The sequence below is a fragment of the Stenotrophomonas maltophilia complex sp. Om-AH-Sm3 genome (assembly GCF_059337855.1).
The window spans coordinates 229,584-255,049 of the sequence record NZ_JBYBLQ010000002.1 but is presented as its reverse complement, the minus strand read 5'-3'; the positions used below and the strand labels follow the sequence as shown (position 1 = coordinate 255,049).

17 protein-coding genes, 1 tRNA gene and 2 pseudogenes are annotated in these 25,466 nt (G+C 62.5%); 17 read left to right on the top strand and 3 right to left on the bottom strand.

The genetic code is table 11. From position 1 onward, the window contains the following. Positions 1 to 7: 7 nt before the first annotated feature. Together AC10QF_RS03850 and AC10QF_RS03845 are read right to left on the bottom strand one after the other, a co-directional pair. Entirely contained in the window at positions 8 to 946 is a 939-nt protein-coding gene (locus tag AC10QF_RS03850) for an ROK family protein (RefSeq protein WP_494541776.1), read from the bottom strand. Continuing rightward, positions 939 to 2,093 (bottom strand): SIS domain-containing protein, encoded by a 1,155-nt coding sequence (locus AC10QF_RS03845; protein WP_494541775.1) that lies wholly within the window; start codon positions 2,091 to 2,093, stop codon positions 939 to 941. The genes AC10QF_RS03850 and AC10QF_RS03845 overlap by 8 nt, the downstream gene beginning before the upstream one ends. Before the next feature lie 322 nt (positions 2,094 to 2,415). Between AC10QF_RS03845 and AC10QF_RS03840 the strand changes: the two genes are divergently transcribed. The 16 genes and pseudogenes from AC10QF_RS03840 (at position 2,416) to AC10QF_RS03765 (ending at position 24,249) form a co-directional block, all read left to right on the top strand. Further along, entirely contained in the window at positions 2,416 to 5,775 is a 3,360-nt protein-coding gene (locus AC10QF_RS03840; RefSeq protein WP_494541774.1) for a TIM-barrel domain-containing protein, read from the top strand. A 134-nt stretch (positions 5,776 to 5,909) separates the two neighbouring features. Beyond that, positions 5,910 to 8,885, top strand: a complete 2,976-nt coding sequence (locus tag AC10QF_RS03835; RefSeq protein WP_494541773.1) for a TonB-dependent receptor domain-containing protein — start codon at positions 5,910 to 5,912, stop codon at positions 8,883 to 8,885. 65 nt (positions 8,886 to 8,950) lie between these two features. Continuing rightward, entirely contained in the window at positions 8,951 to 10,306 is a 1,356-nt protein-coding gene (locus tag AC10QF_RS03830; protein WP_494541772.1) for a Gfo/Idh/MocA family protein, read from the top strand. A gap of 315 nt (positions 10,307 to 10,621) precedes the next feature. Then, positions 10,622 to 15,373, top strand: a complete 4,752-nt coding sequence (locus AC10QF_RS03825) for an RHS repeat-associated core domain-containing protein (RefSeq protein WP_494541771.1) — start codon at positions 10,622 to 10,624, stop codon at positions 15,371 to 15,373. Positions 15,374 to 15,383: 10 nt separating this feature from the next. After that, a complete protein-coding gene (locus tag AC10QF_RS03820) occupies positions 15,384 to 15,761 on the top strand; it encodes a DUF6869 domain-containing protein (RefSeq protein ID WP_146257519.1) in 378 nt (125 codons plus the stop codon). A 108-nt stretch (positions 15,762 to 15,869) separates the two neighbouring features. Then, positions 15,870 to 17,000: pseudogene (locus AC10QF_RS03815) on the top strand (RHS repeat-associated core domain-containing protein); the annotation flags it as partial. A 1,166-nt stretch (positions 17,001 to 18,166) separates the two neighbouring features. Next, positions 18,167 to 18,625 carry a hypothetical protein gene (locus AC10QF_RS03810; RefSeq protein WP_494541770.1) on the top strand — a complete coding sequence of 153 codons (459 nt, stop codon included), beginning with the start codon at positions 18,167 to 18,169 and terminating at the stop codon, positions 18,623 to 18,625. 254 nt (positions 18,626 to 18,879) lie between these two features. After that, complete coding sequence (locus AC10QF_RS03805) at positions 18,880 to 19,104, top strand: hypothetical protein (protein WP_164262967.1); 225 nt, start codon at positions 18,880 to 18,882, stop codon at positions 19,102 to 19,104. Positions 19,105 to 19,124: 20 nt separating this feature from the next. Continuing rightward, a pseudogene (locus AC10QF_RS03800) lies at positions 19,125 to 19,399 on the top strand (RHS repeat domain-containing protein); the annotation flags it as partial. Positions 19,400 to 20,622: 1,223 nt separating this feature from the next. After that, a complete protein-coding gene (locus AC10QF_RS03795) occupies positions 20,623 to 20,988 on the top strand; it encodes a hypothetical protein (RefSeq protein WP_329847038.1) in 366 nt (121 codons plus the stop codon). A gap of 148 nt (positions 20,989 to 21,136) precedes the next feature. Continuing rightward, positions 21,137 to 21,517, top strand: a complete 381-nt coding sequence (locus AC10QF_RS03790) for an ankyrin repeat domain-containing protein (RefSeq protein ID WP_494541769.1) — start codon at positions 21,137 to 21,139, stop codon at positions 21,515 to 21,517. A gap of 28 nt (positions 21,518 to 21,545) precedes the next feature. Next, a complete protein-coding gene (locus tag AC10QF_RS03785) occupies positions 21,546 to 21,965 on the top strand; it encodes a hypothetical protein (RefSeq protein ID WP_494541768.1) in 420 nt (139 codons plus the stop codon). 329 nt (positions 21,966 to 22,294) lie between these two features. Next, positions 22,295 to 22,579 carry a hypothetical protein gene (locus AC10QF_RS03780; RefSeq protein WP_494541767.1) on the top strand — a complete coding sequence of 95 codons (285 nt, stop codon included), beginning with the start codon at positions 22,295 to 22,297 and terminating at the stop codon, positions 22,577 to 22,579. Between the two features lie 671 nt (positions 22,580 to 23,250). Next, on the top strand, positions 23,251 to 23,544 hold the full coding sequence (locus tag AC10QF_RS03775) for a hypothetical protein (protein ID WP_494541766.1): 294 nt from the start codon (positions 23,251 to 23,253) through the stop codon (positions 23,542 to 23,544). Between the two features lie 76 nt (positions 23,545 to 23,620). Further along, on the top strand, positions 23,621 to 23,803 hold the full coding sequence (locus AC10QF_RS03770; RefSeq protein WP_494541765.1) for a hypothetical protein: 183 nt from the start codon (positions 23,621 to 23,623) through the stop codon (positions 23,801 to 23,803). Continuing rightward, positions 23,800 to 24,249, top strand: a complete 450-nt coding sequence (locus AC10QF_RS03765; RefSeq protein ID WP_494541764.1) for an adhesin — start codon at positions 23,800 to 23,802, stop codon at positions 24,247 to 24,249. Before AC10QF_RS03770 ends, AC10QF_RS03765 begins: the two co-directional genes overlap by 4 nt. A gap of 39 nt (positions 24,250 to 24,288) precedes the next feature. On the opposite strand, the gene AC10QF_RS03760 is transcribed toward AC10QF_RS03765, so the two are convergent. After that, positions 24,289 to 24,365, bottom strand: a tRNA-Arg gene (locus tag AC10QF_RS03760). Positions 24,366 to 24,514: 149 nt separating this feature from the next. Between AC10QF_RS03760 and ubiA the strand changes: the two genes are divergently transcribed. Next, complete coding sequence (gene ubiA, locus AC10QF_RS03755; RefSeq protein ID WP_005411493.1) at positions 24,515 to 25,408, top strand: 4-hydroxybenzoate octaprenyltransferase; 894 nt, start codon at positions 24,515 to 24,517, stop codon at positions 25,406 to 25,408. Positions 25,409 to 25,466: the final 58 nt, after the last annotated feature.

Genomic DNA, 25,466 nt, shown 5'->3' with positions numbered 1-25,466 from the left:
CCGGAGATCAGGAAAACGAGGGTTGGCAGGCGAGCAGGGCGGCACCACGTGCGCCACCGGCATCGCCGAACCGTGGCGGCACGATCGGCGGGACCTGCACGCCATTGAACAGATGGGTGGCGATGGCGGCCGGCAGCTGCTGGTACAGCGGCGCGTACTGCGAGAGTCCGCCGCCGAGCACGATCACGTGCGGGTCCAGTGCCAGCACCAGCGCGGCCAGGCTGTGGCCGAGCAGGTCACGATGGATGTCCAGCGCCTTGCGCGCGCGGGCATCGCCGGTTTCGGCCAGCGTGATCACCGCACTGGCGTCGACGGCGCTGCCTCCGAGGTGGCGTTCGATCATGGCCAATCCGCTGCCGGACACATAGCGCTCCACGCAGCCCTGCAGGCCGCAGCCGCAGTCCAGCAGCGGCAGGCCATGGCGCTGCAGCAGATGGCCGGGCACGCTCCAGTGGCCCCATTCGCCGGCCAGACCGTTGAAGCCGGACAGCAGCCGGCCCTGCAGGCAGAAGCCACCGCCGGCACCGGTGCCGAGGATGGCGCCGAACATGCTGGGGTAGCCGTCGGCGGCGCCGCCGTGCGCTTCCGACAGGGCAAAGCACTGCAGGTCATTGCCGAAATGCAGCGAGCGTTGCAGCCGCGCCTGCAGATCCTTCGCCACGCATTGGCCGGTCAGTGCGGGCACGTTCGCGCTGAGCTGGCGGCCGCTGCGGCGGTCACGCACGCCGGGCAGGGCAATGCCGATGGCCGTATCATTCCGGCCCAGCGCGGCGTCGGCCTCGGCCACCAGCGTCACCACGGCCTGCAGGAAACCATCGTAGTCGCCCTGCGGCGTGGCCACGCGGCGGCGCCAGGTGACCTGCATCGCCGCATCGCACGCCACCAGCTCGATCTTGGTGCCGCCGATGTCGATGCCATAGCAGGCGTGGGCGATCAGCTCAGCCATGGTGGATGGTGACGCCCTTGACGACGCGGTTGACGGTGCCGTCCGGGAACGGGTTGTCCGGGGTCAGTCCCAGCGCGGCCGAGCGCTGCAGCGCGAACAGCTGCGCGAAGCCCAGCCACACCGGTGCCAGCCACGGATCGTCCAGCGCCGGTACGGTGAGGGTGTAATCGTCATCGGCGCCGATATCCGAATGCGGACCGATCGCCAGCACCTGCCCGGCCACGCCATCGCGGCGCAGTTCTTCCAGCAGGTCCTGCTCGTAGCGGCGCGCGAGCGGCTGCACGCTGCGCAGCACCACCACCAGGGTGTTGCCATCCAGCGTCGACTTGGGACCGTGACGGAAGCCCAGCGGCGTGTTGGCCAGCGCCAGAACGCGGCCAGCGGTCAGCTCCAGCACCTTCAGTGCACACTCGCGGGCCAGCGCTTCCAGCGGGCCGCTGCCAAGGTAGATCACGCGGTTGAACGGGCGCTGCGCAAGCGTTGCCACTGGTGCGTCCCACTGCGCCTGCCCTTCGCGGGCCAGCGCGGCGATCTGCTTCAGGCGCGCCACGCGCGCATCCCACGGCGAGCGATCAAACACCGTCAGTGCGGCCAGCAGCATGCAGGTCAGGCTGCTGGTCATGGCGAAGGCACGGTCGCAGCTGGCCGACGGCATCAGCAGGGTGCACGTATCACCACGGCCGGCGCCACGGCGGGCCAGTTCGCCATCGGCGTTGCAGGTGATGTCGAGGAAGCGCGCGTCGTCCACGTCGCTGCGCACGCGATCCACCGCTGCCACGCTTTCCGGGCTGGAGCCACTGCGGCCGAACGACACCAGCAGGGTCGGTCGGTCACGCTGCAGGTACAGCGCCGGGTGGGTCAGCAGGCTGGTGGTGTGCACCACGCGCACCTCGGCCGGCCACTGTGCGTTGATCGCGTCAGCCACCATCTCGGCGATGAAGCCGGAACTGCCGGCGCCGGTGAACAGCACGCGCTGGTTGGGATCGTTGAGGCTGTCGCCAAGGAAGGCCTGCAGGCGGTCGCGGGCACGCGACAGGTCCTGTGCGAGTGCTTCCCACAGCGCAGGCTGCTGGGCGATTTCGGTTGCGGTATCGGCTCCGCCAAGGCGCTGCCAGGCGGACACATCGGAAAGCAGGGTGACGTCCATTCGGAGGTTCCAGTTGGGCCAGCGCACCATCTGTGTTTTCTTTCGAAATGTCAAACATCGAAAGTAAAAAGAAAGAAAATGGCCGAGTGGCTTTCCCAGTCACGGCATGACCAGGAAAACGAAAGTACGGGTCAAATGCCGTATTGCACAATGCTTAACAGGCGACTGCAAGCGCTTACACAAAGTATTGCGACGCAACAACTTTCGTTTCAATGGAATATATCTTCCTTTTTCCTTTCAATTTGTTGACATCTTTCGAATCGCTGCCCTAGAGTCGGCCCAATCGCTTTCGAAACGCCCGGTGAACGGGTTGGGAGTCCGCGTGGAAAACTGCGTACGTCGCTCGCCGCTGATGCTGGCCCTGTTGCCGGCCTTGATGCTGGCGTCCATGACGGCCCGGGCCGAGCCGGTCGGACACCTGCGATCGGTCAGCGCCAGCGCCAGCCGCGATGGCGTGCAGGGCTGGGACCTGCAGACCGACAAGGGCGCGCGCATCCGCATTGAACTGCCGGCGACCGACATCATCCGCGTGCAGGCCGGCCGCAACGGCACGTTGACCGGCGCCGGCGACAAGGCCGCACCGATCGTGCTGCCGCAGCCCAAGGCGAACGTGCAGGCGCAGCTGGAAGAAGACGCGCAGGAAATCCGCGTGCGTACCGACGCACTGGTCCTGCATGTGCAGCGGCAACCGCTGCGCCTGCGCCTGGAACGCCTGGACAACGGCCAGCCCACCGCGCTGTGGCAGGAACTGCAGCCGCTGGACCTGGAGGCCACGCAGAGCGTGCAGGTGCTGTCCTCGCAGGCCGATGAGGGCTACTTCGGTGGCGGCCAGCAGAACGGCCGCTATCAGTTCAAGGGCCGCGAGCTGGAGGTGTCCTATTCCGGCGGCTGGGAAGAGGGCGACCGCCCCAGCCCGGCACCCATGCTGCTGAGCAGCCGTGGCTGGGGCATGCTGCGCAATACCTGGAGCGATGGCAGCTACGACCTGCGCCAGCCCGACCAGGCCACGCTGCTGCATCGCGAAGACCGCTTCGATGCCTACTACTTCGTCGGCGCGGACCTGCCCAAGCTGATCGAGCGTTACACCCAGCTGACCGGCCGCCCGAACATGGTGGCGCGCTGGGCGCTGTCCTATGGCGATGCCGACTGCTACAACGACGGCGACAACAGCAAGAAGCCCGGCACCGTGCCCGAAGGCTGGAGCGACGGCCCGACCGGCACCACGCCGGATGTGATCGACAGCGTGGCCAGGCAGTACCGCGCCCACGACATGCCCGGTGGCTGGATCCTGCCCAATGATGGCTACGGCTGCGGCTACAAGCAGTTGCCGGAAACGGTGAAGGGGCTCGCCGGCTACGGCTTCCGCACCGGCCTGTGGACCGAGAACGGCGTCGACAAGATCGCCTGGGAAGTCGGCAAGGCCGGCAGCCGCGTGCAGAAGCTGGACGTGGCCTGGACCGGCAAGGGCTACCAGTTCGCGATGGATGCCAACCGCCAGGCGTTCAACGGCATCCTCGACAACTCCGATTCGCGCCCGTTCCTGTGGACGGTGATGGGCTGGGCCGGTATCCAGCGCTACGCCGTAGCGTGGACCGGCGACCAGAGCAGCAGCTGGGATTACATCCGCTGGCACGTGCCGACCCTGGTCGGTTCGGGCCTCTCCGGCATGGCCTACGCCAGTGGCGACGTCGATGCAATCTTCGGCGGCAGCGCCGAAACCTTCACCCGCGACCTGCAGTGGAAGGCGTTCACCCCGGTGCTGATGGGCATGAGCGGCTGGTCGTCGAACGCGCGCAAGCACCCGTGGTGGTACGACGAGCCGTACCGCAGCATCAACCGCGACTACCTGAAGTTGAAGATGCGCCTGACCCCGTACATGTACGGGCTGGTGCACGAGGCCGCGCAGACCGGCGCACCGCCGGTGCGGGGGCTGATGTGGGACTACCCGCGCGACCCGCATGCACAGGATGAGACCTACAAGTACCAGTTCCTGCTCGGCCGCGACCTGCTGGTGGCGCCGGTGTACCGCAGCCAGGCCGCCAGCCGTGGCTGGCGCCGCGACATCCACCTGCCGGCCGGCGGCTGGATCGACTACTGGGACGGCCGCCGCGTGCAGGCCGGTGCCGACGGCCGCCAGCTGGACCGCCAGGTGGACCTGGCCACGCTGCCGGTGTTCGTGCGCGCCGGTGCGATCCTGCCGATGTACCCGTCGATGCTGTTCGACGGCGAAAAGCCGCTCGATGAAGTGACCTTCGACCTGTACCCTCAGGGCGACTCGCAGTACACGTTGTACGAAGACGATGGCAACACGCGCCGTTACCAGCAGGGCGAGTCGAGCACGCAGCAGATCCGCGTGCGGGCGCCGGCGCAGGGCAGCGGCCCGGTGCAGGTGCAGATCGACGCGGTGCAGGGCCAGTACAACGGCCAGCTGGCGCAGCGCCGCTACGGCCTGCGCGTGCTCAGCCGGCAGGCGCCGCGTGCAGTGCAGGTCAGTGGCCGTGCGTTGCCGGCGCTGGCCGATGCCGCCGCCTTCAACAGCGCCAACGAGGGCTGGTACTTCGACGCGCGGGAGCGTCGCGGCACGCTGCACGTGCGTACCGCTGTCCAGGACATCCGCCAGCCGCTGCAGCTGCAGCTGGACTTCGCGGCGGCCGCTGCGGCCGCCGACGATGCCTATCCGGCCGCGCCGGTACTCGGCCGCGAACTGCCCGCAGACAGCCTGCTGGTGGTCAACCGCCCGGCCGAGGAGCCCGGCCATGCGCTGGAGAACGCCTTCGATGACGATCCCAACACCTGGTTCCGCAGCGTGCGCAACCAGGCCGTGCGCACTGGCGCGCACGAGTGGGTGATCGGCTTCGGCGAGCGCAGGATGATCGATGGCATCGACATCGCGCCGCGCAACGACAAGAACTGGAAGCACGGCCAGGTGCGCGATTACGAGGTGTACCTGGGCGACAGCAATGGCGAGTGGGGCGAGCCGATCGCCCGTGGCCGCCTGCAGCTGAAGGAAGGCGTGCAACGCATCGACTTCCCGGCCCATGCCGGCCGCCTGCTGCGCTTCCGCGTGCTGAGCGTGCAGAACCCCGAAGGCGACGGCGCCAGCAGCACCGACCCGATGGTGACCGCCGCCCAGGGCAGCGCCCGCGCGTTCGATGCACTGCAGCCGCGCGACGTCGGCCCGATCGCACTGTCCACCTTCCACATCCTCGAACACCAGGAACCGGAGCGACCGGCCCGGCAGCGCTATCTCTCCGAGCTGCCGGTGCCGGCCGCGCTGGCCAGCCAGCTGCGTACCGACCAGTCCTTCCGTGGCGACGCTGGCATGCGCATGAACGGCCTGCAGTTCCGCCGTGGCCTGGGGGTCGGCGCCAACAGCCGCATCGACCTGCGCCTGCAGGGCGGCTGGCACCTGCTGCGTGCCGACCTCGGCATCGACGACGCCTGCCGCAGCGCCGGCGGCCTGCAGTTCCAGGTATGGGGCGACAACCGCCTGCTGTACGACAGCGGCCTGGTGAAGGCGCCCGGCGTGGTCAAGCCGGAGCTGGACATCCGTGGCCTTTCCACCCTGAGCCTGCGCACGCTGGGTGCGCAGGGCAGCCAACCCGCCCAGGTCTGTGCCAACTGGGCCAACGCCGTACTGATCGGCCAGGAGGGCGACTCCGCCAGCATCGTCGCCCCATGACCCCCACGTAACACCGCTCCTCCCCCGCCCCATCCCGACTACGGCCCTCATGGCCGTGGCCCGGGAGCGTTTTGCCCGCCGAACGCCCACGCGCTCACTCAGTTGCGCCGCACCCCTGCCAGGAGAGAACCCCGATGTTGCCCGCCCGCCACCACCGCCCCCCCTGCCGCTCGATCGCTCCGCTGACGCTGGCCATCGCCGGCGCGCTGTTCTCGCTTGCCGCTCCTGCCTTCGCCCAGGAGAGCAAGGACAACGCCACCGACCTGGCCCGCATCGAGGTCACCGGCTCCAACATCCGCCGCACCGACGTTGAAACCGCCTCGCCGGTGCAGGTGATCAGCAAGCAGGACATCCAGAACATGGGTGCGCGCACGCTGCTGCAGGTGCTCGACAACCTGCCGGCCGCCCGCCCTGCGCAGCAGGACGCGCGTTCGCTGTTCACCGGTTCCGACGGTGCCTCGCAGGCCAACCTGCGCGGGTTGGGCGCACAGGGCACACTGGTGCTGCTGAACGGTCGCCGCCTGTCGTACTACGGCGCACCGGCCGGGTTCCAGACCCAGTTCGTCAACATCGATGCGATTCCGGCCGCGGCCATCGAGCGCATGGAAGTGCTGACCGACGGCGCCTCGGCGGTGTACGGTACCGACGCGGTGGCGGGCGTGATCAACGTGATCACCAAGCGCAACTTCCAGGGTGCCGAGATCAGCTTCACCAACGACACCTCCTCGCGCATCGATTCCTACGGTGAGCGCCAGGCCAGCATCACCGCCGGCTTCGGTGACTTGGCCGAGAACCGCTTCAACATCTACGGCGCGGTCAACATGTACCGTCGCGACGCGATTCCGCTGAGCGATTTCTACGACAAGCGTCCAGACCAGTACTACGTCAACAACCCGAACTACCTCAACAACCTGCGCCTGGGCGTGGGCAGCAGGCCGGGCGAGTTCAACCCGGGCACCTACTTCGCCTTCGATCCGGTCACCGGCCGCCGCGTGCAGGAAGCTGCGCCGGGCTGCAGGAACGTGTTGACCAGTGAAGCGGCCGGCCCGCGTTGCGTCTGGGAAACCTGGATGAACAACGAGATCGATGCCGGCGCCAAGTCCGAGCGCAACACCGCCTACCTCAACGGCACCTTCCTGGTCGGTGACAACACCGAGATCTTCGCCGAGGCGACCTACACCGACATCGACCTGCGCGCCAACGGCGGCACGCCGCGCACCTACGGCACCACGACCGGCAACCCGACCAGCTGGTTCTCGCGTAACACCGGCAACACCGTCAACCAGTTCCTGTACCCGTTCCTGGGCCCGAACAACGAGTACAACCACGCCAGCCCGCAGTTGAAGGCCATGATGGGCGGCGTGGTCGGCCTGAACTACCTGCTGCAGGATGCCGGCCCGAACTACTTCGGCCAGCGCAATACCGACAAGAGCTATCGTGTGCTGGCGGGCGCACGTGGCAACGCGGGTGACTGGAACTGGGAAACCGCATTCGCCAGCGCGGGTACCCACTCCACCACCTACCAGACGATCAACGTCAACACCAAGGGTTTCGAGAAGGCGTTCGGGCCGTACACGATCGATCCGGGCACCGGTCGGGTGATCATCTCCGACCACCCGGCGTACAAGTTCGGCGAGATCAGCGAAGCCAACGCCGCGTTGATCCGTGAAGCGTTCCCGACCTTCGACATCCAGTCGTGGACCCGCCTGCATACCCTGGACGGCAAGATCGAAGGACCGCTGTTCCAGCTGCCGGCGGGCGAGATGCGCGCCGCGTTCGGCTTCAACGCCAGCCGTGAGACCTTCTACACCCCGGGCAATGCCGATGCGGCCAATGGCCTGATCACCCAGCAGGGCGGCTCGTGGTTCGACGGCAAGCGCAACACCTACGCGCTGTTTGCCGAGACCGTGGCGCCGATCACCGACAAGCTGGAACTGGATGCGGCGGTGCGCGTGGACAAGTACCCGAACTTCAGTGCCAACGTGGCGCCGAAGATCGGCTTCAAGTACCAGGCCTTCGACCAGCTGATGCTGCGCGGCACCTATTCCACCGGCTTCCGCGCACCGAGCCTGGCCGAGTCCGGCAATGGCGGCGTGTTCGCACAGCTCGGTGGCTTCCGTGATGAACTGCGCTGCGGCGAGACCAACGCCATCGCCAACCTGCTGCTGAAGTCGCAGCGGCCGGGTGACGTCGACCTCGGCAAGAACCTGCTGAACGTCGACTGCAGCCGCACCGTGGCGCGCATGACCCAGCCGAACAAGGACCTGAAGCCGGAAAAGGCCAAGATCGCCACCCTCGGCTTCGTATACGAGCCAGCAACCTGGCTGTCGGTGTCGGCCGACTACTGGTTCATCTACCGTGACAATGAAATCGTCGCGCCGGACTACCGCCGCATGGAAGACATCATCTCGATGTCGCGCTCGCCGATCACCGACAGCGACCGTGCCAATCTTGCCCAGTTGGCGGCGATGTGCGCCGACCCGGCCAGCGGCGTGAGCTGCCCGGCCACCCTGCCGGGCTACTCCGCCGGCAACGTGGCTAGCGTGGTCGGCCAGTACAAGAACCGCGGCAAGACGCTGATCGACGGCTTCGACATCGACGCACGCAGCCGCTTCTCGCTGGGTGACTGGGGCAACCTGAACATCGGCCTGGCCGCCACCATCGCCAACCGCAACCGCTTCTACATGGATGCGGAGAACGGCTGGTACTACGGCGACGTGGTGGGCTACTACAACAACCCGCGCCTGCGTGCCACGCTCAATGCAGACTGGACCTACAAGCAGGTGACCACCAGCATGTTCGTCAACTACGTGGGTGGCACCAAGTGGGCTACCGACCAGATCGACGAAGAGAGCAACAACAACGAAACCTGCACCGGCGGCTACCTGGCCCTGCAGAACAGCAAGTGCGATGGTGCACCGTCGTGGTGGACCGCCAACATGAGCGTCACCTGGCGCCCGGATGATGCGTGGAACCTGAGCTTCACCGTCAAGAACCTGTTCAACCGCCTGCCGTTCTACGATCCGAACAGCTTCCTGGGTGACTCCAGTGATTACGCCACCATCTTCGGCCGTGGTTACAGTGTGACCATCGGCTACCGGTTCAAGTAATTCCGTTTGCGTGACCTGGCGTGCCGGCTGCGGCCGGCACGCTGCCAAGAGGAGAGATGTCTGCCATGAAGCGTAGGGAATTCATCGCGGCCAGTGCCGCTGTCGCCGCCAGCAGCCTGCTGCCGCAGACCCCGGCATGGGCACGCGGGCGCAAGGTGCGCCTGGCCATGATCGGTACCGGCATGCGCGGGCTGGTGCTGCTGAAGGAGCTGGTGCGCCGCGACGACGTCGAAGTGGTTGCCCTGTGCGACGTCGAGCCGATCATGCTGGGCCGTGCCACAGAGATGGTGGCGAAGGCCGGCAAGCCCGCGCCGAAGACCTATGGCCAGGATCGTGATACCAACGCGTGGAAGCGCCTGCTGGAACAGAAGGGCATCGATGGCGTGATCATCGCCACGCCGTGGGAGTACCACGCACCGATGGCGATTGCCGCGATGCAGGCCGGCGTGGCCGTGGGCTGTGAAGTGGTGGCCGGCATCACGCTGCAGGACCACTGGGACGTGCTGAAGACCCAGCTGAGCACCGGCACCCCGTACATGCTGCTGGAGAACGTCTGCTACCGCCGCGACGTGATGGCGGCGTTGCAGATGGTGCGCCAGGGCCTGTTCGGCGAACTGGTGCACCTGCAGGCCGGCTACCAGCACGACCTGCGCGGCGTGAAGTTCAATTCCGGCGACCCCAACCAGCCCTACGACAGCGGCGTGGAGTTCGGTCCGAAGGGCTGGAGCGAAGCTCGCTGGCGCACCGAGCATTCGGTGGAACGCAATGGTGAGCTGTACCCCAGCCACGGCATCGGCCCCTGTGCGATGTACACCGGCATCAACCGTGGCAACCGCTTCACCCACATCAACGCCTTCGCGACCAAGGCACGCGGCCTGCACGAATACACCGTGGCCAAGAGTGGCGGCAGCACCCACCCCAGCACCAAGGTGAAGTTCAAGCTCGGCGATATCGTCACCACCACGCTGGCCTGCGAGAACGGCGAGACCATCCTGCTGCAGCACGACACCTCGCTGCCGCGCCCGTATTCAATGGGCTTCCGTGTGCAGGGCACCAAGGGCCTGTGGATGGACGTGAATCATTCGATCCACATCGAAGGCCGTAGCCCGCCGCACCAGTGGGAGGAGTTCAAGAAGTACCAGGACCAGTACGAGCATCCGCTGTGGAAGCAGAACGCCGACACTGCCGCCAGCGCCGGCCACGGCGGCATGGACTGGTTCGTCATCCATGCCTTCGTTGAAGCACTGAAGGCCAAGGCGCCGATGCCGATCGACATCTATGACGCGGTGACCTGGAGTGCGATCACGCCGCTGAGCGAGCAGTCGATCGCCAACGGTTTCCAGACGCTGGAGTTCCCGGACTTTACTGCTGGTGCGTGGAAGACGCGCAAGCCGATCTTCGCGTTTGACGGCAAGTACTGAGGTTTATCCCTTCCATGCTGTGACGGGAACGCCGGGCCATGCCCGGCGTTTCTGTTTATGGGGCATTCGCCTTGTAGAGCCGAGCCCACGCTCGGCTGCTTGTGCGGTCGGCCGCTCGCTTTATCAGAAAACTCTGAAATCCGGACCCGCTCCACACTTTCTGACTTGAATGTGTAAACCACATCGGAGATAACGTTCACCGTGCGGTCAGGCCGCATTCCGGACCAGGGACGATCCGAAGCATGACGTGGTGAGGCATTAGCCCCACGTTCTCGTTCCCGCCGGTGCTGTGTTCGTCCAGGAAGGAGAACAGGGATGTTGAAACGACTGAAGACCATTTCGTGTGCCGCACTGGCGATGATCGCGCTGGGGAGCTTGGCTCCTTGGGCTGCGCAGGCGCAGGAGGTGCAGAAGAAGTGGGAGAGCTACCTGTCGATGGGCCAGCCGCGAGCCACCGAAGCGGCGGTGCAGAAGGACATCAAGTCGCTCTTTTCCCAGTACGAAAAGGACAAACCCTTCGATTGGCATGTCAAACGCCAACGCGTCCTTGGAAAGAAGGTCATCTACGATTACCGGGTGAGACCCGAGAAGATCGTTACTACCGACTGGGTCTACATCCACTCAGGGCAGGAGTACTCATCCGAAGATCAGATTCGTAGCGTGATCCTCGCTACCCGCGTCAGCGACCCGCAGTGCCCGGCGACTTCACTCACGGAGGATCCTTGGGTGGAGCTCCTTGGACTTGGCAGGGGCGACGACGGTAGCGTGACCAACGAGGAGAAGGATTTCCATTACACCTTGAACTTCTATCATCAGAGCACTCAAGAATGCTCGTCGATAGTCGGGTGGGAGCGTGTGCGCCGGGCCAGAACGGCGCTTTGTCCGAATCGGCCGTCCCTGACGTGGAATGAGGCCCTGCAGATGTGCTCTCTGGTCCAGCAGGACGAGCAGCACATGTCGCCCATGCTCTCCTACACAAGCGGGCCGCTGCCGCCGCAGCAGTGTCCTGTTGGTAACCCGTGTGATCCGACCACTGGCGATAAATCCCAGCCTGAGCCGGATTTCAATCTTGGATGGGTGAGCTTCCAACGCCACTATCACTCCCTGACAAGCACGGCGGGCGGCGCGTTGGGCACGGGCTGGACCCATTCCCACAATCTGCGGCTTACCGCAGGCGTAGACGATTCCACCTTCCCTCCCAGCTCCGAACTGAAAGTTGGGCTGATCGGCGCCGATGGCGGGCAGACCGCATTCCAGAAAGTGGGGGCAAGCTACGAAGCCATGGACGGAAGCGGCGATCGTGCGGTCCAGCAGGGCACCAACTGGCAACTTTCACGTGCCGGAGAGCGCATTTATTTTGATGCTGATGGCTTGATGCAGCGCCGTGATCTCGAAGACGGTACTTCGCTGACCTATGCACACGACAGCCGTGGCCGCCTGCTCAGCATCACCCATTCAACCGGTCGGCGCGTGGACGTCCAGTATCTCGCGCCGGGTGACGATTCGCTGATCTCGGCCCTGGTGATCGCCGGCCAGCCTGTGGTGAGCTACGCCTATTCCCCGGCCGGGGAATTGATCACTGCGACCTATGCAGACGGTGCCAGCCGTACGTATCACTATGAGGACGCCCGCTTCCCGGGCTACCTGACCGGCGTGACCGCCGAAGACACCCGGCGCTACAGCTGGTACGGCTACGACGCCAAGGGGCGGGTTACCTGCAGCCGCCATTCCGGCGATTGCAGTCAAGCCGACGTGGGCATTGATGGCGTGCGCCTGGAGTACACGCCGGCAGGCACCACCATCGTCACCGACGCACTGGGCAAGCAGAGCACCTACGCCTTGACCGCCAGCGGCACCAGTGGCCTTCCGCGCAAGGTCAATAGCATCACCGAAAGCAACGGCAGCATCACTCGCGCCTATCTGCCCGAGGGCACCGATTTCCGGCGTCGGCTGCAGTCGGTGACCGATCGCCGTGGTGTCGTCACCAGCTACGCCTATGCCGAGGCCAGTGATGCTGCCGCAGGCGCCGTCAGCGTGACCACCACCACCGAAGCGGCCGGTACTCCGGACCAGCGCGTCAGCGAAATGCGCGTGGCCATGGACAGCAATCGGCTGGTGCAGCAGACCATCGGTAACCGTGAGATCCGCATCGCACGCAATGCGCGCCTCCAGCCAACCACCATCACCGTGCGCGACAGGGTGACCGGTGATACCCGCATCACCACGCAGACCTACTGTGAGGCCGAAGGGCCGGAGTGCCCGCTGGTGGGACTGCTGCGTAGCGTGGATGGCCCACGCAGTGATGTGGCGGATGTCTCCACCTATGCCTACTACACCGCGGACGACGCGGGATGCGCGACCAGTGGTGCCTGCAGTTATCGCAAGGGCGACCTGCGCAGCGTGACCAATGCGCTGGGCCAGACGGTCGAGACCTTGGCCTACGACGCGTTCGGGCGGCCGTTGTCGGTCAAGGATGCCAACGGCGTGGTCACCGATTACACCTACCATGCGCGCGGCTGGCCGACCTCGGTCACCGTGCGCGGTGCCACCACAGCCGAGGACCGGGTGACCCAGATCAGCTACTGGCCGACCGGCCAGGTGCAGCAGGTCACCGAGCCGGACGGCAGCAGTGTCACCTATGTCTATGACGCCGCCCAGCGCTTGACCGATATTGCGGACAACAGCGGCAACACGATCCACTACGTATTGGACAACGCCGGCAACCGCCTCAAGGAAGACACGCTGGATGCAGGCGGCACCCTGCGCCGTACCCTGGCGCGGACGTTCAACACGCTTGGCCAGCTGACCGCGCTGAAGGATGCGGGCAACCACGCCACCGGCTTTGCCTACGATGCCAACGGCAACCCACAGACGGTGACCGATGCCCTGCAGCGCGTGACCAGCCAGCAGTACGATCCGTTGAACCGCTTGGCGCAGACCCTGCAGGACGTCGGCGGCGTCGCGGCGGAGATCCGCAGCCAGTACAACGCGCTGGACCAGGTCACCCAGGTCACCGACCCGAAGGGCCTGCATACCACCTACGCCTACAACGGTTTCGGTGATATGACCGGGCAAGTCAGCCCGGACAGTGGCGCCAGCAGCTTCACCGTGGACGCCGCCGGCAATCGCAAGACGGCTACCGATGCGCGTGGAGTCACCGCCACCTATCATTACGATGCACTCAACCGCCTGATCGGTATCGCCTACCCGGATCCCAATCTGGATATCGGCTATAGCTATGACGTGGCGCCGGCCGCCTGTGCCGCCGACGAACGCTTTGCCAAGGGACGTCTGGGGCAGGTGCTGCACGCCAATGGCAGCACCCAGTACTGCCATGACCGCTTCGGCCAGGTCACCCGCAAGGTGCAGACCGTCAATGGTGTGGCCACCACCCTGCGCTATGCCTACAGCAAGTCGGGGCGCCTGACTGCGTTGACCTACCCCGACGGCAGCGTGGCCGACTACGTGCGCGATACCCAGGGCCGCATCAGCCAGATCGGCCTGACCCGGCCCGGCCAGGCACGCCAGATCGTGGTGAACAACGTGACCTATGCGGCCTTCGGCCCGGCGACCGGCTGGACCTACGGCAACGGCCGCCAGCTGCAGCGTCCGCTGGATCTGGATTACCGCCCGCAGGCGGTGCATGACCCCGCGGCAGGCGGCCTGTCGCTGGGCTATGGCTACGATCCCGTCGGTTCGATCACCGAGCTGAAGAACGGCGCAGGCTCGTCGGTGCTGGCCAAGTACGCCTACGACGCGCTGGGTCGCCTGACCCAGACCCAGGACGGGACGACAGGCACGCCGATTGAAACCTATGCCTACGACGCCACCGGCAATCGCACCGCGCTGACCACCTCGGCAGGCACCGCCAGCTACACCTATCCCGCAACCAGCCACCGCCTGACTGCGGTGGACGGCGAAGCGCGCAACCATGACGCAGCGGGCAACACCACCAGCATCGGCAGCAAGACGTTCACCTACAGCGATGCCAACCGCATGAACGCGGTGAAGCAGGGCGATGCCGTGCTGGAAAGCTACGGTTACAACCATCGCGGCGAGCGTGTGCTGCGTACCCCGGCCGGTGGCGCAGCGCAGATCACCTTGTACGACGAAGCAGGGCAGTGGCTGGGCAACTACGCGGCCACGGGCCAAGCGCATCAGCAGGCCATCTGGCTGGACAACTACCCGGTGGCGTTGATCAATGTGCCGGCTACCGGCGTGCCGGAACTTGCCTACGTGCAGCCGGATCACCTGGGCACCCCGCGCGTGGTGATCGACCCGGCGCGCGATGTGGCGATCTGGGAGTGGAGCAACAAGAGCGAGGTGTTCGGCAACCAGATCCCAAGTGCCGATCCAGATGGCGATGGTGTGGCATTCGAGCTGGCACTGCGCTTCCCAGGCCAGCAGGCGACGGATGCGAGTGGGTTGTTCTACAACTACCAGCGCGAGTACGAACCGGCTGTGGGGCGGTATTCACAGAGTGATCCGATTGGGTTGGCCGGTGGAATAAGTACCTTCAGCTACGCACTAAGTTCCCCGGGCTCACATAGTGACGCAGAGGGTCTGCAAGTCATGCGCAGCGGCGTGCACGCAGGCTCTCGCGCTATGATGAATTCGAACCAAGCTCCTACAGGAGACAATCAATCAAACTTCGCTGCGCCCGCTTCTTGGGGGGAAGTGTCTTCTGGCCTTGCCGCAACGACAAATGCGCTGAACAGCCTTAGCCTAACTCACTCAAGCAGTGTCTTAAATCCGCAAAGTCCCGCGTCAATTCTGACGCGGAACATCGTATCCAAGGCGTGCGAGAAAGAAGACGACGATGACTGTAATCGTCTCATAGCAAAGATAGATTCTTTGGTGGTCGAGCTGAGAAAGCGATACTGGGATCTTAAACTGGATAGACGTGGGCTTCCGGCTACCGGTCGTATGTCAATAGATGGGCATGTGCAGCAATTTCAAAACAAGCAGGCACAGTTGAGGCGATTGCTTGCTGAATCTGCAGCAAAGCGCTGTGCAGGTTATAGCAATGAGGCGTGGCAATGGGCGACTATGGCTCGACCAATTTGAGATCTAGACAATGCTTGATAAAGAGTGCATGGAAAAAGTCGCTGAAGCATGGGTTAATTTTAATCGGCTCGCAGTCGATGCGAATGAGCGGGGTCCGCTCACAGGCGTGCTGGATGAAGTTGATGGCATCATCCAGCGAGATCCTGGCGAAGGTTGGAAATTCATTGAGGCTGTCAGGCGAATGGATGTGGATGCGCATCTACTTTCCAATCTTGCTGCCGGACCTTTGGAGGACTACTTGGTTGCCCACGGCGAGACCGAAATCGAGAGGGTTGAAAGCTTGGCAAAGCACGACCCATCTCTTCGGGATCTCCTTGCTCAGACGTGGAAGAACTCGATGTCGGATGAGGTATGGCGGCGGGTACAACTTGCTGCCACATCAGGTTAGGCTGCCATGGGTAACGCTCGAACGCCTTGCGACTACGTCTGGCAGCTTCGGCGATCGAGAAGATCCTGCTGATTTGAATGGGTTGCTTAAATCACCGGGACAAACTAGCCCGATGGCAGCGTGGCTGACTACGTGCGCGATACCCCGGGCCGCATCAGCCAGATCGGCCTGACCCGGCCCGGCCAGGCACGCCAGATCGTGGTGAACAACTTGACCTATGCGGCCTTCGGCCCGGCGATCGGCTGGACCTACGGCAACGGCCGCCAGCTGCAGCGTCCGCTGGATCTGGATTACCGCCCGCAGGCGGTGCATGACCCCGCGGCAGGCGGCCTGTCGCTGGGCTATGGCTACGATCCCGTCGGTTCGATCACCGAGCTGAAGAACGGCGCAGGCTCGTCGGTGCTGGCCAAGTACGCCTACGACGCGCTGGGTCGCCTGACCCAGACCCAGGACGGGACGACAGGCACGCCGATTGAAACCTATGCCTACGACGCCACCGGCAATCGCACCGCGCTGACCACCTCGGCAGGCACCGCCAGCTACACCTATCCCGCAACCAGCCACCGGCTGACCGCCGTGGACGGCGAAGCGCGCAACCATGACGCAGCGGGGAATACCACCAGCATCGGCAGCAAGACGTTCACCTACAGCGATGCCAACCGCATGAACGCGGTGAAGCAGGGCAATGCCACACTGGAAAGCTACGGTTACAACCATCGCGGTGAACGCGTACTGCGTACCCCGGGTAGTGGCGCAGCGCAGATCACCCTGTACGACGAAGCAGGGCAGTGGCTGGGCAACTACTCGGCTACGGGCCAGGCGCAGCAGCAGGCCATCTGGCTGGACAACTATCCGGTAGCGCTGATCAACGTGCCGAGCGCCGGCGTGCCGGAACTGACCTACGTGCAGCCGGATCATCTGGGTACGCCGCGCGTGGTGATCGATCCGGTGCGTGATGTGGCGATCTGGGAGTGGAGCAACAAGAGCGAGGTGTTCGGCAACCAGATTCCGAGCGCTGATCCGGATGGGGATGGTGTGGCGTTCGAGCTGGCGCTGCGCTTCCCGGGCCAGCAGGCGACGGATGCGAGTGGGATGTTCTACAACTACCAGCGTGAATACGACCCGGCTGTGGGGCGGTATTCGCAGAGTGATCCGATTGGGTTGATGGGAGGGATTGGTACGTACCTGTATGCCTCCGGCAAGCCTCTTTCGAAGATCGATGAAAAGGGGCTGGTCGACGTCTGGGTATGGATGCCGCTCCCCTATGAGGGAGGGCTGCCGAGCTATGGAAAGCTGCATTCCTCTTTCGGGCACATATCGACAACTTCAAATGGTGTCGATTACTCATTTGGCCCTGCGGGCAACTCGATAAGTACAAACTACGTTTCATCTCAGCTTAATTTGCGCACTGGCATTAAGCACACAATAGAACTTACACCGCAGCAGGAGTCAAAACTATCGGCATGTCTCGCGAGGCCGCAGGGGGAGTACAGTGCAATAAATAATAACTGCGGGACGCCGTTGCAGAATTGCATGCGGGAGATTGGCAAGGAGCTTCAGCCTGTGAACATGATTCTTCCGGAATCGATAAACCACCTGCTTTGGTGGATGTCTGATGACTCAACCATTCAACGCGGGAAAAGGTGATGAAATTTATTCCTGGAATTTTTCTTATCTGCTCAGTCTTAACTATCACCTCTTGCGAACACAAGGGTAGAGAAGTTGTGCCGGAGGGCGTGATCGAAGTTTATGATTCGGCAGAGGGCGGGGGCGTAATTGGTACGAGTACTACTCCGATTCCGGTTGTTGGATATGTTTATCCGGATAAGACTCGTTACGTGCTGAAGGTCTGCTATCTGGGTCACATAGGATATGTGCGGGATGGAATACGAGAGCTAAGATCAACAGTGGGCCGGAGCTCATCCTGCCCGGAAACCGCGAGAAGCGCGGACTAGAGTTAACTAAGCGAGGCGAAACTGAGATCACCAAGCTGGAGACTGTGGCGAAACAGGACCTGCCACTGCGTGAATTACCTAGTTGGATATGGGCCAGAGCGTACCCAGCGAGGTTGGGAAGACACAGTGATGGCAGGGCACCTTGGTGCGGTGACGTCTGCTGAGGGATGCACGGGGGCTCGGCGCCCCCGCTACACCCTGTCCCGCAACCAGCCATCGGCTGACTGCGGTGGATGTCGAGGCGCGCAGCCATGACGCAGCGGGCAACACCACCAGCATCGGCAGCAAGACGTTCACCTACAACGATGCCAACCGCATCTCGGTTGCCAATGGTCGACTTAATCGAGCTGCAGCGCATCCGGGGAACGCCAATCTCTTGCGGGGTGGGTCGAAGATCCTGGGGCCCCTTGGAGCAATCGTGAATTACAGGTCAAACTACAATAAATGCCAATGTCCGGCGAAGTGATTTTCATAAGGTTCATGAAGGGCGCAGCTGCGGCGGGAGCGCTGGGGGTCTGTTGCGCGCTGATCGCGTCCATGTTGAGTATGCGCTGTCCAGTCGCCAGGTACTCACCGGAAGTTATGTTTGCTCTTTTTTTCGCGTTGCTGATGTTGCTCGTATATTCCAAGTTCGAACTGGCGAGAAGGGGAATTCTGTCGATTGAGGTTGGGCGGGTGCGTTTCGCGTTCGCAATGGCGCTCCTGGCCGAGATGCTGATGATTGGGTTGCTTGTCGCCCGCAATCTCGAATGCGCTAGCTTCGTTCGCGCGATTCCCATTCCTGGTGCACTACTTGTTTTCTATACAGCTGTCGCTTTCTCATTTGTATTCGGTGATATCTATCTTGGCGCTGCGCGAAAGATCATCAGGCTTGGAGCTCGGCCGAGGAAATTCTTGAGAGAAGAATAGTTGGCACTGGGTGGATTCAATGCTGGCGCGCAACGTTCTCGGGCTGCCGATCTGCTCCCGTATCAGCAGTCGTAAAATTCTGGCGGCCCCTTCCTCAACTAACATCGAAAACACGCCCCTGTGATGGGGTGGCCCCAGCAGAGCGATCCGTTGGTATTGCTGAAGGAGTGGGTAATCGTCAGTCGTTTCGGAGAGCGTGGCAATGAATGGCGAGCCGAAATGAGCTACATAGAGAGGGTCGTTCTGGCGACTCTGTGTTCGACCGTAATCCTGATGGCCTGGTGGGGGGGCAGAACTTGCAAGGCGTCCTCACCCTCGACTTCGCGATGAAATCCATCGGGCAAGGTTTCCTTTGCTTCCTTGCCAGTACAGTTTCGGCCGTGCTGATCAAGGATAGGCCGGTGTTGATGTTGCTTCTTTCGCAGGTTCTCTCGATTGTGATCGTGTTTTTTCTCAATGGGGGCCGAGACTTGCTCTAGTCCATCCGTGGATCATTGAACTGGAAAGCTACAGCTACAACCATCGCGGTGAACGCGTGCTGCGTGCCCCGACCGGTGGCGCAGCGCAGGTCACCCTATACGACGAAGCGGGGCAGTCGCTGGGCAACTTTCGGCCATGGGCCAAGCGCAGCAGCAGGCCATCTGGCTGGACAACTACCCGGTGGCGCTGATCAATGTGCTGAGCGCCGGAGTGCCGGAGCTGGCTTACGTCCAGCCAGATCACCTGGGTACGCTACGCGTGGTGATCGATCCGATGCGGAATGTCGCGATCTGGAGTGGAGCAGATTGGGTGGCTTCGCCGCCTTTTCTCACTTGAAGATATGAGGCGAGATAAGGTCGGTGGTGGATCCCTTTCGGTCCCTCCACTGCTTGGAGTTGGGTTTGGCGTCATGTCGGGATCTGGCTACACAGTTCCTGGTCAGATAGCTGCGCCGACTGAAAAAGGTTGCGGGTGTCCTTGAGATGAGAAAATACAATCGTTTTTTTTGGGCTTACTACATCATGTTCTTCTGGGCGCTCAGGCTGGTTGCTTGCCTTGGAGTTGCCGTAAATTCAGTGCTCCTTGCCTTTGTGCTGGTTAATATTTCTGATGGTGGACGAGACTACGGATTTGCGGGTTTGGCGTTTGTCGCGCTCTCTCTTTGCACAGCGTTTGCCATGTGGAAAATCGGGTCTGTCGGCCTGCTCCGTCTTCGGCAAAGGAGGGCACCATAGATCTTTCCAGGGATGCTCTGAACAACTGCCGGGGTAGTGCCGGCCGTACGCAGGTGGCGTCCCGTTGTATTTGGTAGATCCACCTGGTCTGTGCCCGTGTGAGTGCGTCGACTACTTGGGCGTGACGTTCGGTGTGGCAGACCTCGCCTTTGGAGGCTTGGAAGCTGTGAATGGCGAAGGAGTCACCATTGCCGGTGTTTTGTCTCCGCAGCCCGAAGTTGCAATCCCCGGATTCCTGGTAATGGTGAATGGTGGAGCAACGGCGTACGATGGAGTGTCAGTGATACAAACCGCTCAGGATGCAAAGGAAAGAGAGCCCATCTACACCGAGGTGGCGGGGGGCAGTTGGCGCGAAGACGGGAGAGCTGTCGTCATTCGGCTTGACGTTCAACGGTCACCTTAAGGCCACACGGAACTGTTGCAATGCGTAGCCCCTGACAAGGATGCGCTGGATGCCATGAAGGCGGTGAAGGATGTTTCGGGTGGGTCTGAGTGCAGTTGCATATAATGGAGGTGATATGCATATGTGCAAGAAAATGCTGAATTGGCTTGGTCTGTTGTTATTTGCGCTGGTTTTTCTGAGGTCCTCGTCCTATCTTGTATTGAAGGTGTATGCGATTAGTCACCTTGAGAGGGGTGATTATTTTGTAATGTTGCCTATGGCGCTGGGGTCACTCCTGATTTGCGGCATGTTCATGGCAATTGTGATTAAAGGAATGAAATCCAATCAGTAGGCTCCGCCTGGAGTATCACGCGCGACGTATGGTTCCGACAGGTGATTGCATGGGTATCACTATTCACGATTTCCAGCTGGTTGGAATTCGTCTTGATCCGGTGTCAGGTGTGACTGTTTCTCTGTTCGATGAATCTTCGCGGGCATCCTATGATTTGGTATTTGGCCAAGTCAGGAGAGCAAGCGTTGATGGTTTCTCTAGCCAGAATGTCGTGCTCGATCTCAAGGTCTTCAATCGAAAGGATGATTCCTTTGAATTCAAGCGGTGTTGCTTCCTCCTTGGTCTAGACCCAGTGGCTGCCCGGGAAATTGTCGATGGTGACACCTTGGTCTTCATTGAGGCTTCTGTCGGCGCAGAGATTGCACTTCTAGTAGAGGGCACTTGGGATAGCCGGTTGATTCCTGTCAAATCATGATTCCTGATCTGTCGAGTGCATCGCTCCAAGACGCACGCACCGCTTGGCTTGTAGGTGGACAGGGATCTGACGGAGAGATGGATTGTGGGACGGACCATCATCGGGCCAACGCAAAGGGCTCTACCGTGCGTGCAGCCCGATGAACATCATGGATCCTGTACTCAGCGAACTGCTTTCTCGGCTCGGTGTCGACACTGACTTCGGCGATGCGGCGCTGACTTGTCCGGAGACCCGAGGAGCCCATGAGGACACGCCCCTGCATGTGGTGGCCTATTACAACGATGTGGCTCTCCTCAGCGCATTGATGCCCTTCGTGACCACCATCGATGTGCGTGGTGATCTTGATCTGACGCCGCTGGCAAGCGCGGTGGCACATGGCAGCGTCGCGGCTGCGGCCTATCTCCTATGGTGTGGTGCAGACCCACACGCATGGAATGAGCTTGATCGGACACCACTGGAAATGATGTGCCAGGACCCGAGGTTTGATGATGTGGTGCGTATGGTCGACGCCGCAGATGGAACCTGCTGATGGAAACTTCTGAAAAGAGGTTCTACCGATGCGCCTGATGAGCTTCATCTGTCCACTTTGTGGCGCCAGCGGGCAGCGCTTTCCCCTGCGATTTGCTGGAAGGCGTCAAGCAAAGATGTCCTGCCGGAGGTGTCGCGTCGAGCTTCGTTCAGACCCGCGGTTGGGCACGTACACGCTCTATCTTCTGTACACACAGGTCGTCATCCTGGTGGCGGCATTGCCGCTGATCGGGGCCAGTGTCGCGGGTGAATGGGTACGGCTGGGAACGATCTGTCTGGTAGTGCTGGTGCTCTGCTGGTTCCCGGGCGTGATCAGGCACGCACGAAGTCCGATCGTGCGCGCCTGCCGGGATGCCGATTACAGCTATGCGCGCAGGTCAGGTGCTTCGATTGCGCACGCTGCCGCAAATCCGGAGCAGCGTAGCGACACGCCAAGTGTCAGCCCATGATAGGGAAGTCAAGAAATGACATACCATCTTGGGCGCGAGGCGCAGTCCCTGAATCGTTTTGCAGAACGGGTTGCAGATGGTAATTAACATTTGGCCGGCCCTTTCTGGGGCTCTCATGTCCATGCCGAAGGCTGACATCTTGCGTGTAGCGGTGCTGCTCTTGCCAATGCTGGGGGGGCTGCAGCATTCATCAGTTTCAACATACGGAATGGAGGTCGGACTGGGTCGATGTTTCGTCCGGTGCGATCTTCCCTGGCAATTCAACGACTCTACCGCTTGACCGCATTTCCACGCTTGATCCTGATAGTGAGGCAGCCATTGCGAAGTGGATGTTGGAGCATTCGCTGGTCGTGGTATCGGCATCAGAGGTTGAAGGGAAGATCGGTCCAATGTCGTTGAGTGACCTGAAGCCAGCGCCCGGGGAGAGCGTCTATCTCGTCAGGGCCGCTTCGGATGAAAGTGGGGGCAAGTTCATCGGCTACGTCAACGACAAGGGCCTTCTCATCATGCATGGGGTGATGGGGGGCTGCGGTGAGCAGAAGCAACGGGTGGTTGCCGTGAGCTTTCGGGAGAAGCCCGCCAACGTTTTCGGTCGATGCTCGGCGGCGCTATAGTCTAGCTCCGCCTACTACTTGGCGGACGACGCCAGGTGTGCGACCAATGGCGTGTTCGGCAACCGCAAGGGGGAATTGCGCAGCGCGACCAATGCGTTCGAGCAGATTGTTCTGGGGAGCTAATGGAAAGCAGTCAAATGAAATCGGGGTTGCTCAGGAGTTCTCTCGATGCCAAAGGCTTCTTCCTACGCGCTTTGTCTTCCGCGTCCGTCTGCGTGCTCGCCCTGAGCGGATGCGAGAATGACCGCTTAGGGGAGCTGCAGCTGAAACCCATCTACGCTGAGCTGAGTAGTGCGTACTACGGGGGGATGTGCGAGGGTGCAGCCGGTCCAGATGCCAGTATCGAGAAGGTTCGTGCGGTGCGCATTGGAACAATCGCTGGTGACTGCGCAGTGCTCTATTTGGATGGAGTAGATAGGAACGGTGAGCCCGTGATCTATGGAGTGAAAACCGGGGATCGGCCTGAATGTGCTGGATTGATACGGAAGCTCGAAGTCGGACGGGCAAGTGCGGCCGTTCTCGGCAGGGCGCGGGAAATATGCAGGTGGTGATTCCCATATCTTCTCCGTATCCTTCTAGCGTGGGGGCGCAGATACCCGCTTTGGGCCGGCAGTCGCAATCTTCTTTTCAGTGCCACCCTGGCCTTATGAAATTCGAATTTGGCGTCTAGTATGAAGATGAATTTGGACACCTTGGAAAAGGTCTCATCAATATTGTTCGACGCGCTGCGCTCCAGGGGCTTGCAAGAGATTGAAGTGGAGGACGTGTTCTACCGCGTGGTGCCATGGTCGGAACGCCACTCCATGGGCGGTGAGCGGGTGGAGCTTGAAGTTGGAAGTCTTTTCGATGACTACTCTGATATTCAAAGAGCAGCGTCGGGGCAGCAGGAGCCACTGGCCTATCATCTATCTGCTTTGGCCTGCCTCCTCTACGAGATAGGGGGGAGGATGAGTGAAGAAGTGTGATTGCAGATAGGCGTGCACGTGCCGGAGCATCCCATGCGCCGCGTGATCGCTTTGAGCTTGAAGAAGAGGCCCACCCGTGTCTTCGCAGGATGTTCCGCAGCGCGCTGGCGGATTCAGGCCATCGCTGCTCTGGCAGGTACCGGTTTCGCTGACGGTGATGAGCGTCGTGCTGCTCACGCCGCTCTGGGGCGTAGTGCTGGTTCCCCTCACTGCCGAACACCGCCGCGACAACCACCCACGTCAGGCCTCGAAGCCATGAAGCACCTGAACGCCTTTTGCCTCGTGGTTGCACTGACACCCTGTGCGGCGCATCCGAAACGCACCACGAAGTGTCCGCCGGCCCATTTCACCTACGTCGGCACCGAGAGCGTCGACGGACTGACCTATGGGCGCTTCCAGGTCACCCACAATGCTGATCAGCCGCTTCAGCTGTGGGTGGATGAGAGACGCAGGTTGAACCCAAGGACCGCTCGCGCAGAGATGAGGCGCACAGGCGAGGATGGCTGGCGGCCTTACAACGTAATCCTTGAGGAAATCACACCGGGAGCGATCGGGCTGTCGATCGGGCAGGATGAACAGCAGAGCGTTCTGTTCGATGGTGATGGCCTGTTCCTGCCCGGCGCATCCAGCGCGGGCGCGAATTACTCCATCGTGGTACAGGACGCTGCCGGTTGCGAGCATCGCTCGGCAACGTTCATTCCCTGACATTTCTGGCGGCGCGCCGGCCAGGCAACGAAGGAAAAATGGCGCGCCCGGAGGGATTCGAACCCCCGACCAATGGCTTCGGAAGCCACTACTCTATCCGGCTGAGCTACGGGCGCGTTGTAGAACCGCCGCGCCGTCGGCCAGTGCCGGGGCGGGCATCGCAGCGCCATGAGGCGGTGCGGGACCGGCATTCTATCCAGTTTCGTCGAACAAATCTCCCCCCACCGGCAAAGCCCTGCCAGAGGGGCAGGAGTATCCTATCGCCATGGCTGATACCCCCCTCACTTCGCCGCAGTCGCCGGCGACGCCGCGTTGGCGGCATTACTGGAGTCTGATGCGCGCTGATCGCCCGATCGGCACGTTGCTGCTGCTGTGGCCCACGTGGTGGGCGTTATGGCTGGCTGCCGGCGGCCTGCCGCCGCTGTGGACGCTGTTCGTGTTCACCGCCGGCGTGTGGCTGACCCGCTCGGCCGGTTGCGTCATCAACGACTACGCTGACCGCTGGCTCGACCCGCATGTGGAGCGCACCAAGGCGCGGCCGCTGGCCACCGGCGCGATCAGCGGTCGCGCCGCGCTGGCGCTGTTCGCCGTACTGATGCTGGTGGCGTTCGGCCTGGTGCTGACCCTGAACGGGCTGACCATCGGCCTGAGCTTCATCGGCGTGTTCCTGGCCGCCAGCTATCCGTACCTGAAGCGCTACACCCATCTGCCGCAGGTCTACCTGGGCATGTCGTTCGGCTGGGGCATCCCGATGGCGTTCGCCGCCGTGCAGGGTGAAGTGCCGATGCTGGGCTGGCTGCTGTATGCCGGCAACATCCTGTGGTCGACCGCCTACGACACCTGGTATGCCATGGTCGACCGCGAGGACGACCTGAAGATGGGCTCGCACTCCACCGCGATCCTGTTCGGTGATCTCGATCTGGTCATCCAGGGCGTGCTGTACGCGCTGTTCCTGGCCACCATGGCGCTGGTTGGCGTGCGCGGCGGGCTGGGTGGCTACTACCTGGCCGGCGTGGCCGTGGCCACCGCGCTGGTGGTGTACGAATTCTGGATCTGCCGCAACCGCGAGCGCGGCCCATGTTTCAAGGCGTTCCTGCACAACAACTGGGTCGGCGCCGCGCTGTTTGCCGGTATCGCCGTGGACCTGGCGCTGCGCTGACCCCAGGGGTTGGTAGAGCCGGCCGCTGGCCGGCTGCACCCGTGCGCGATCCCGAGTT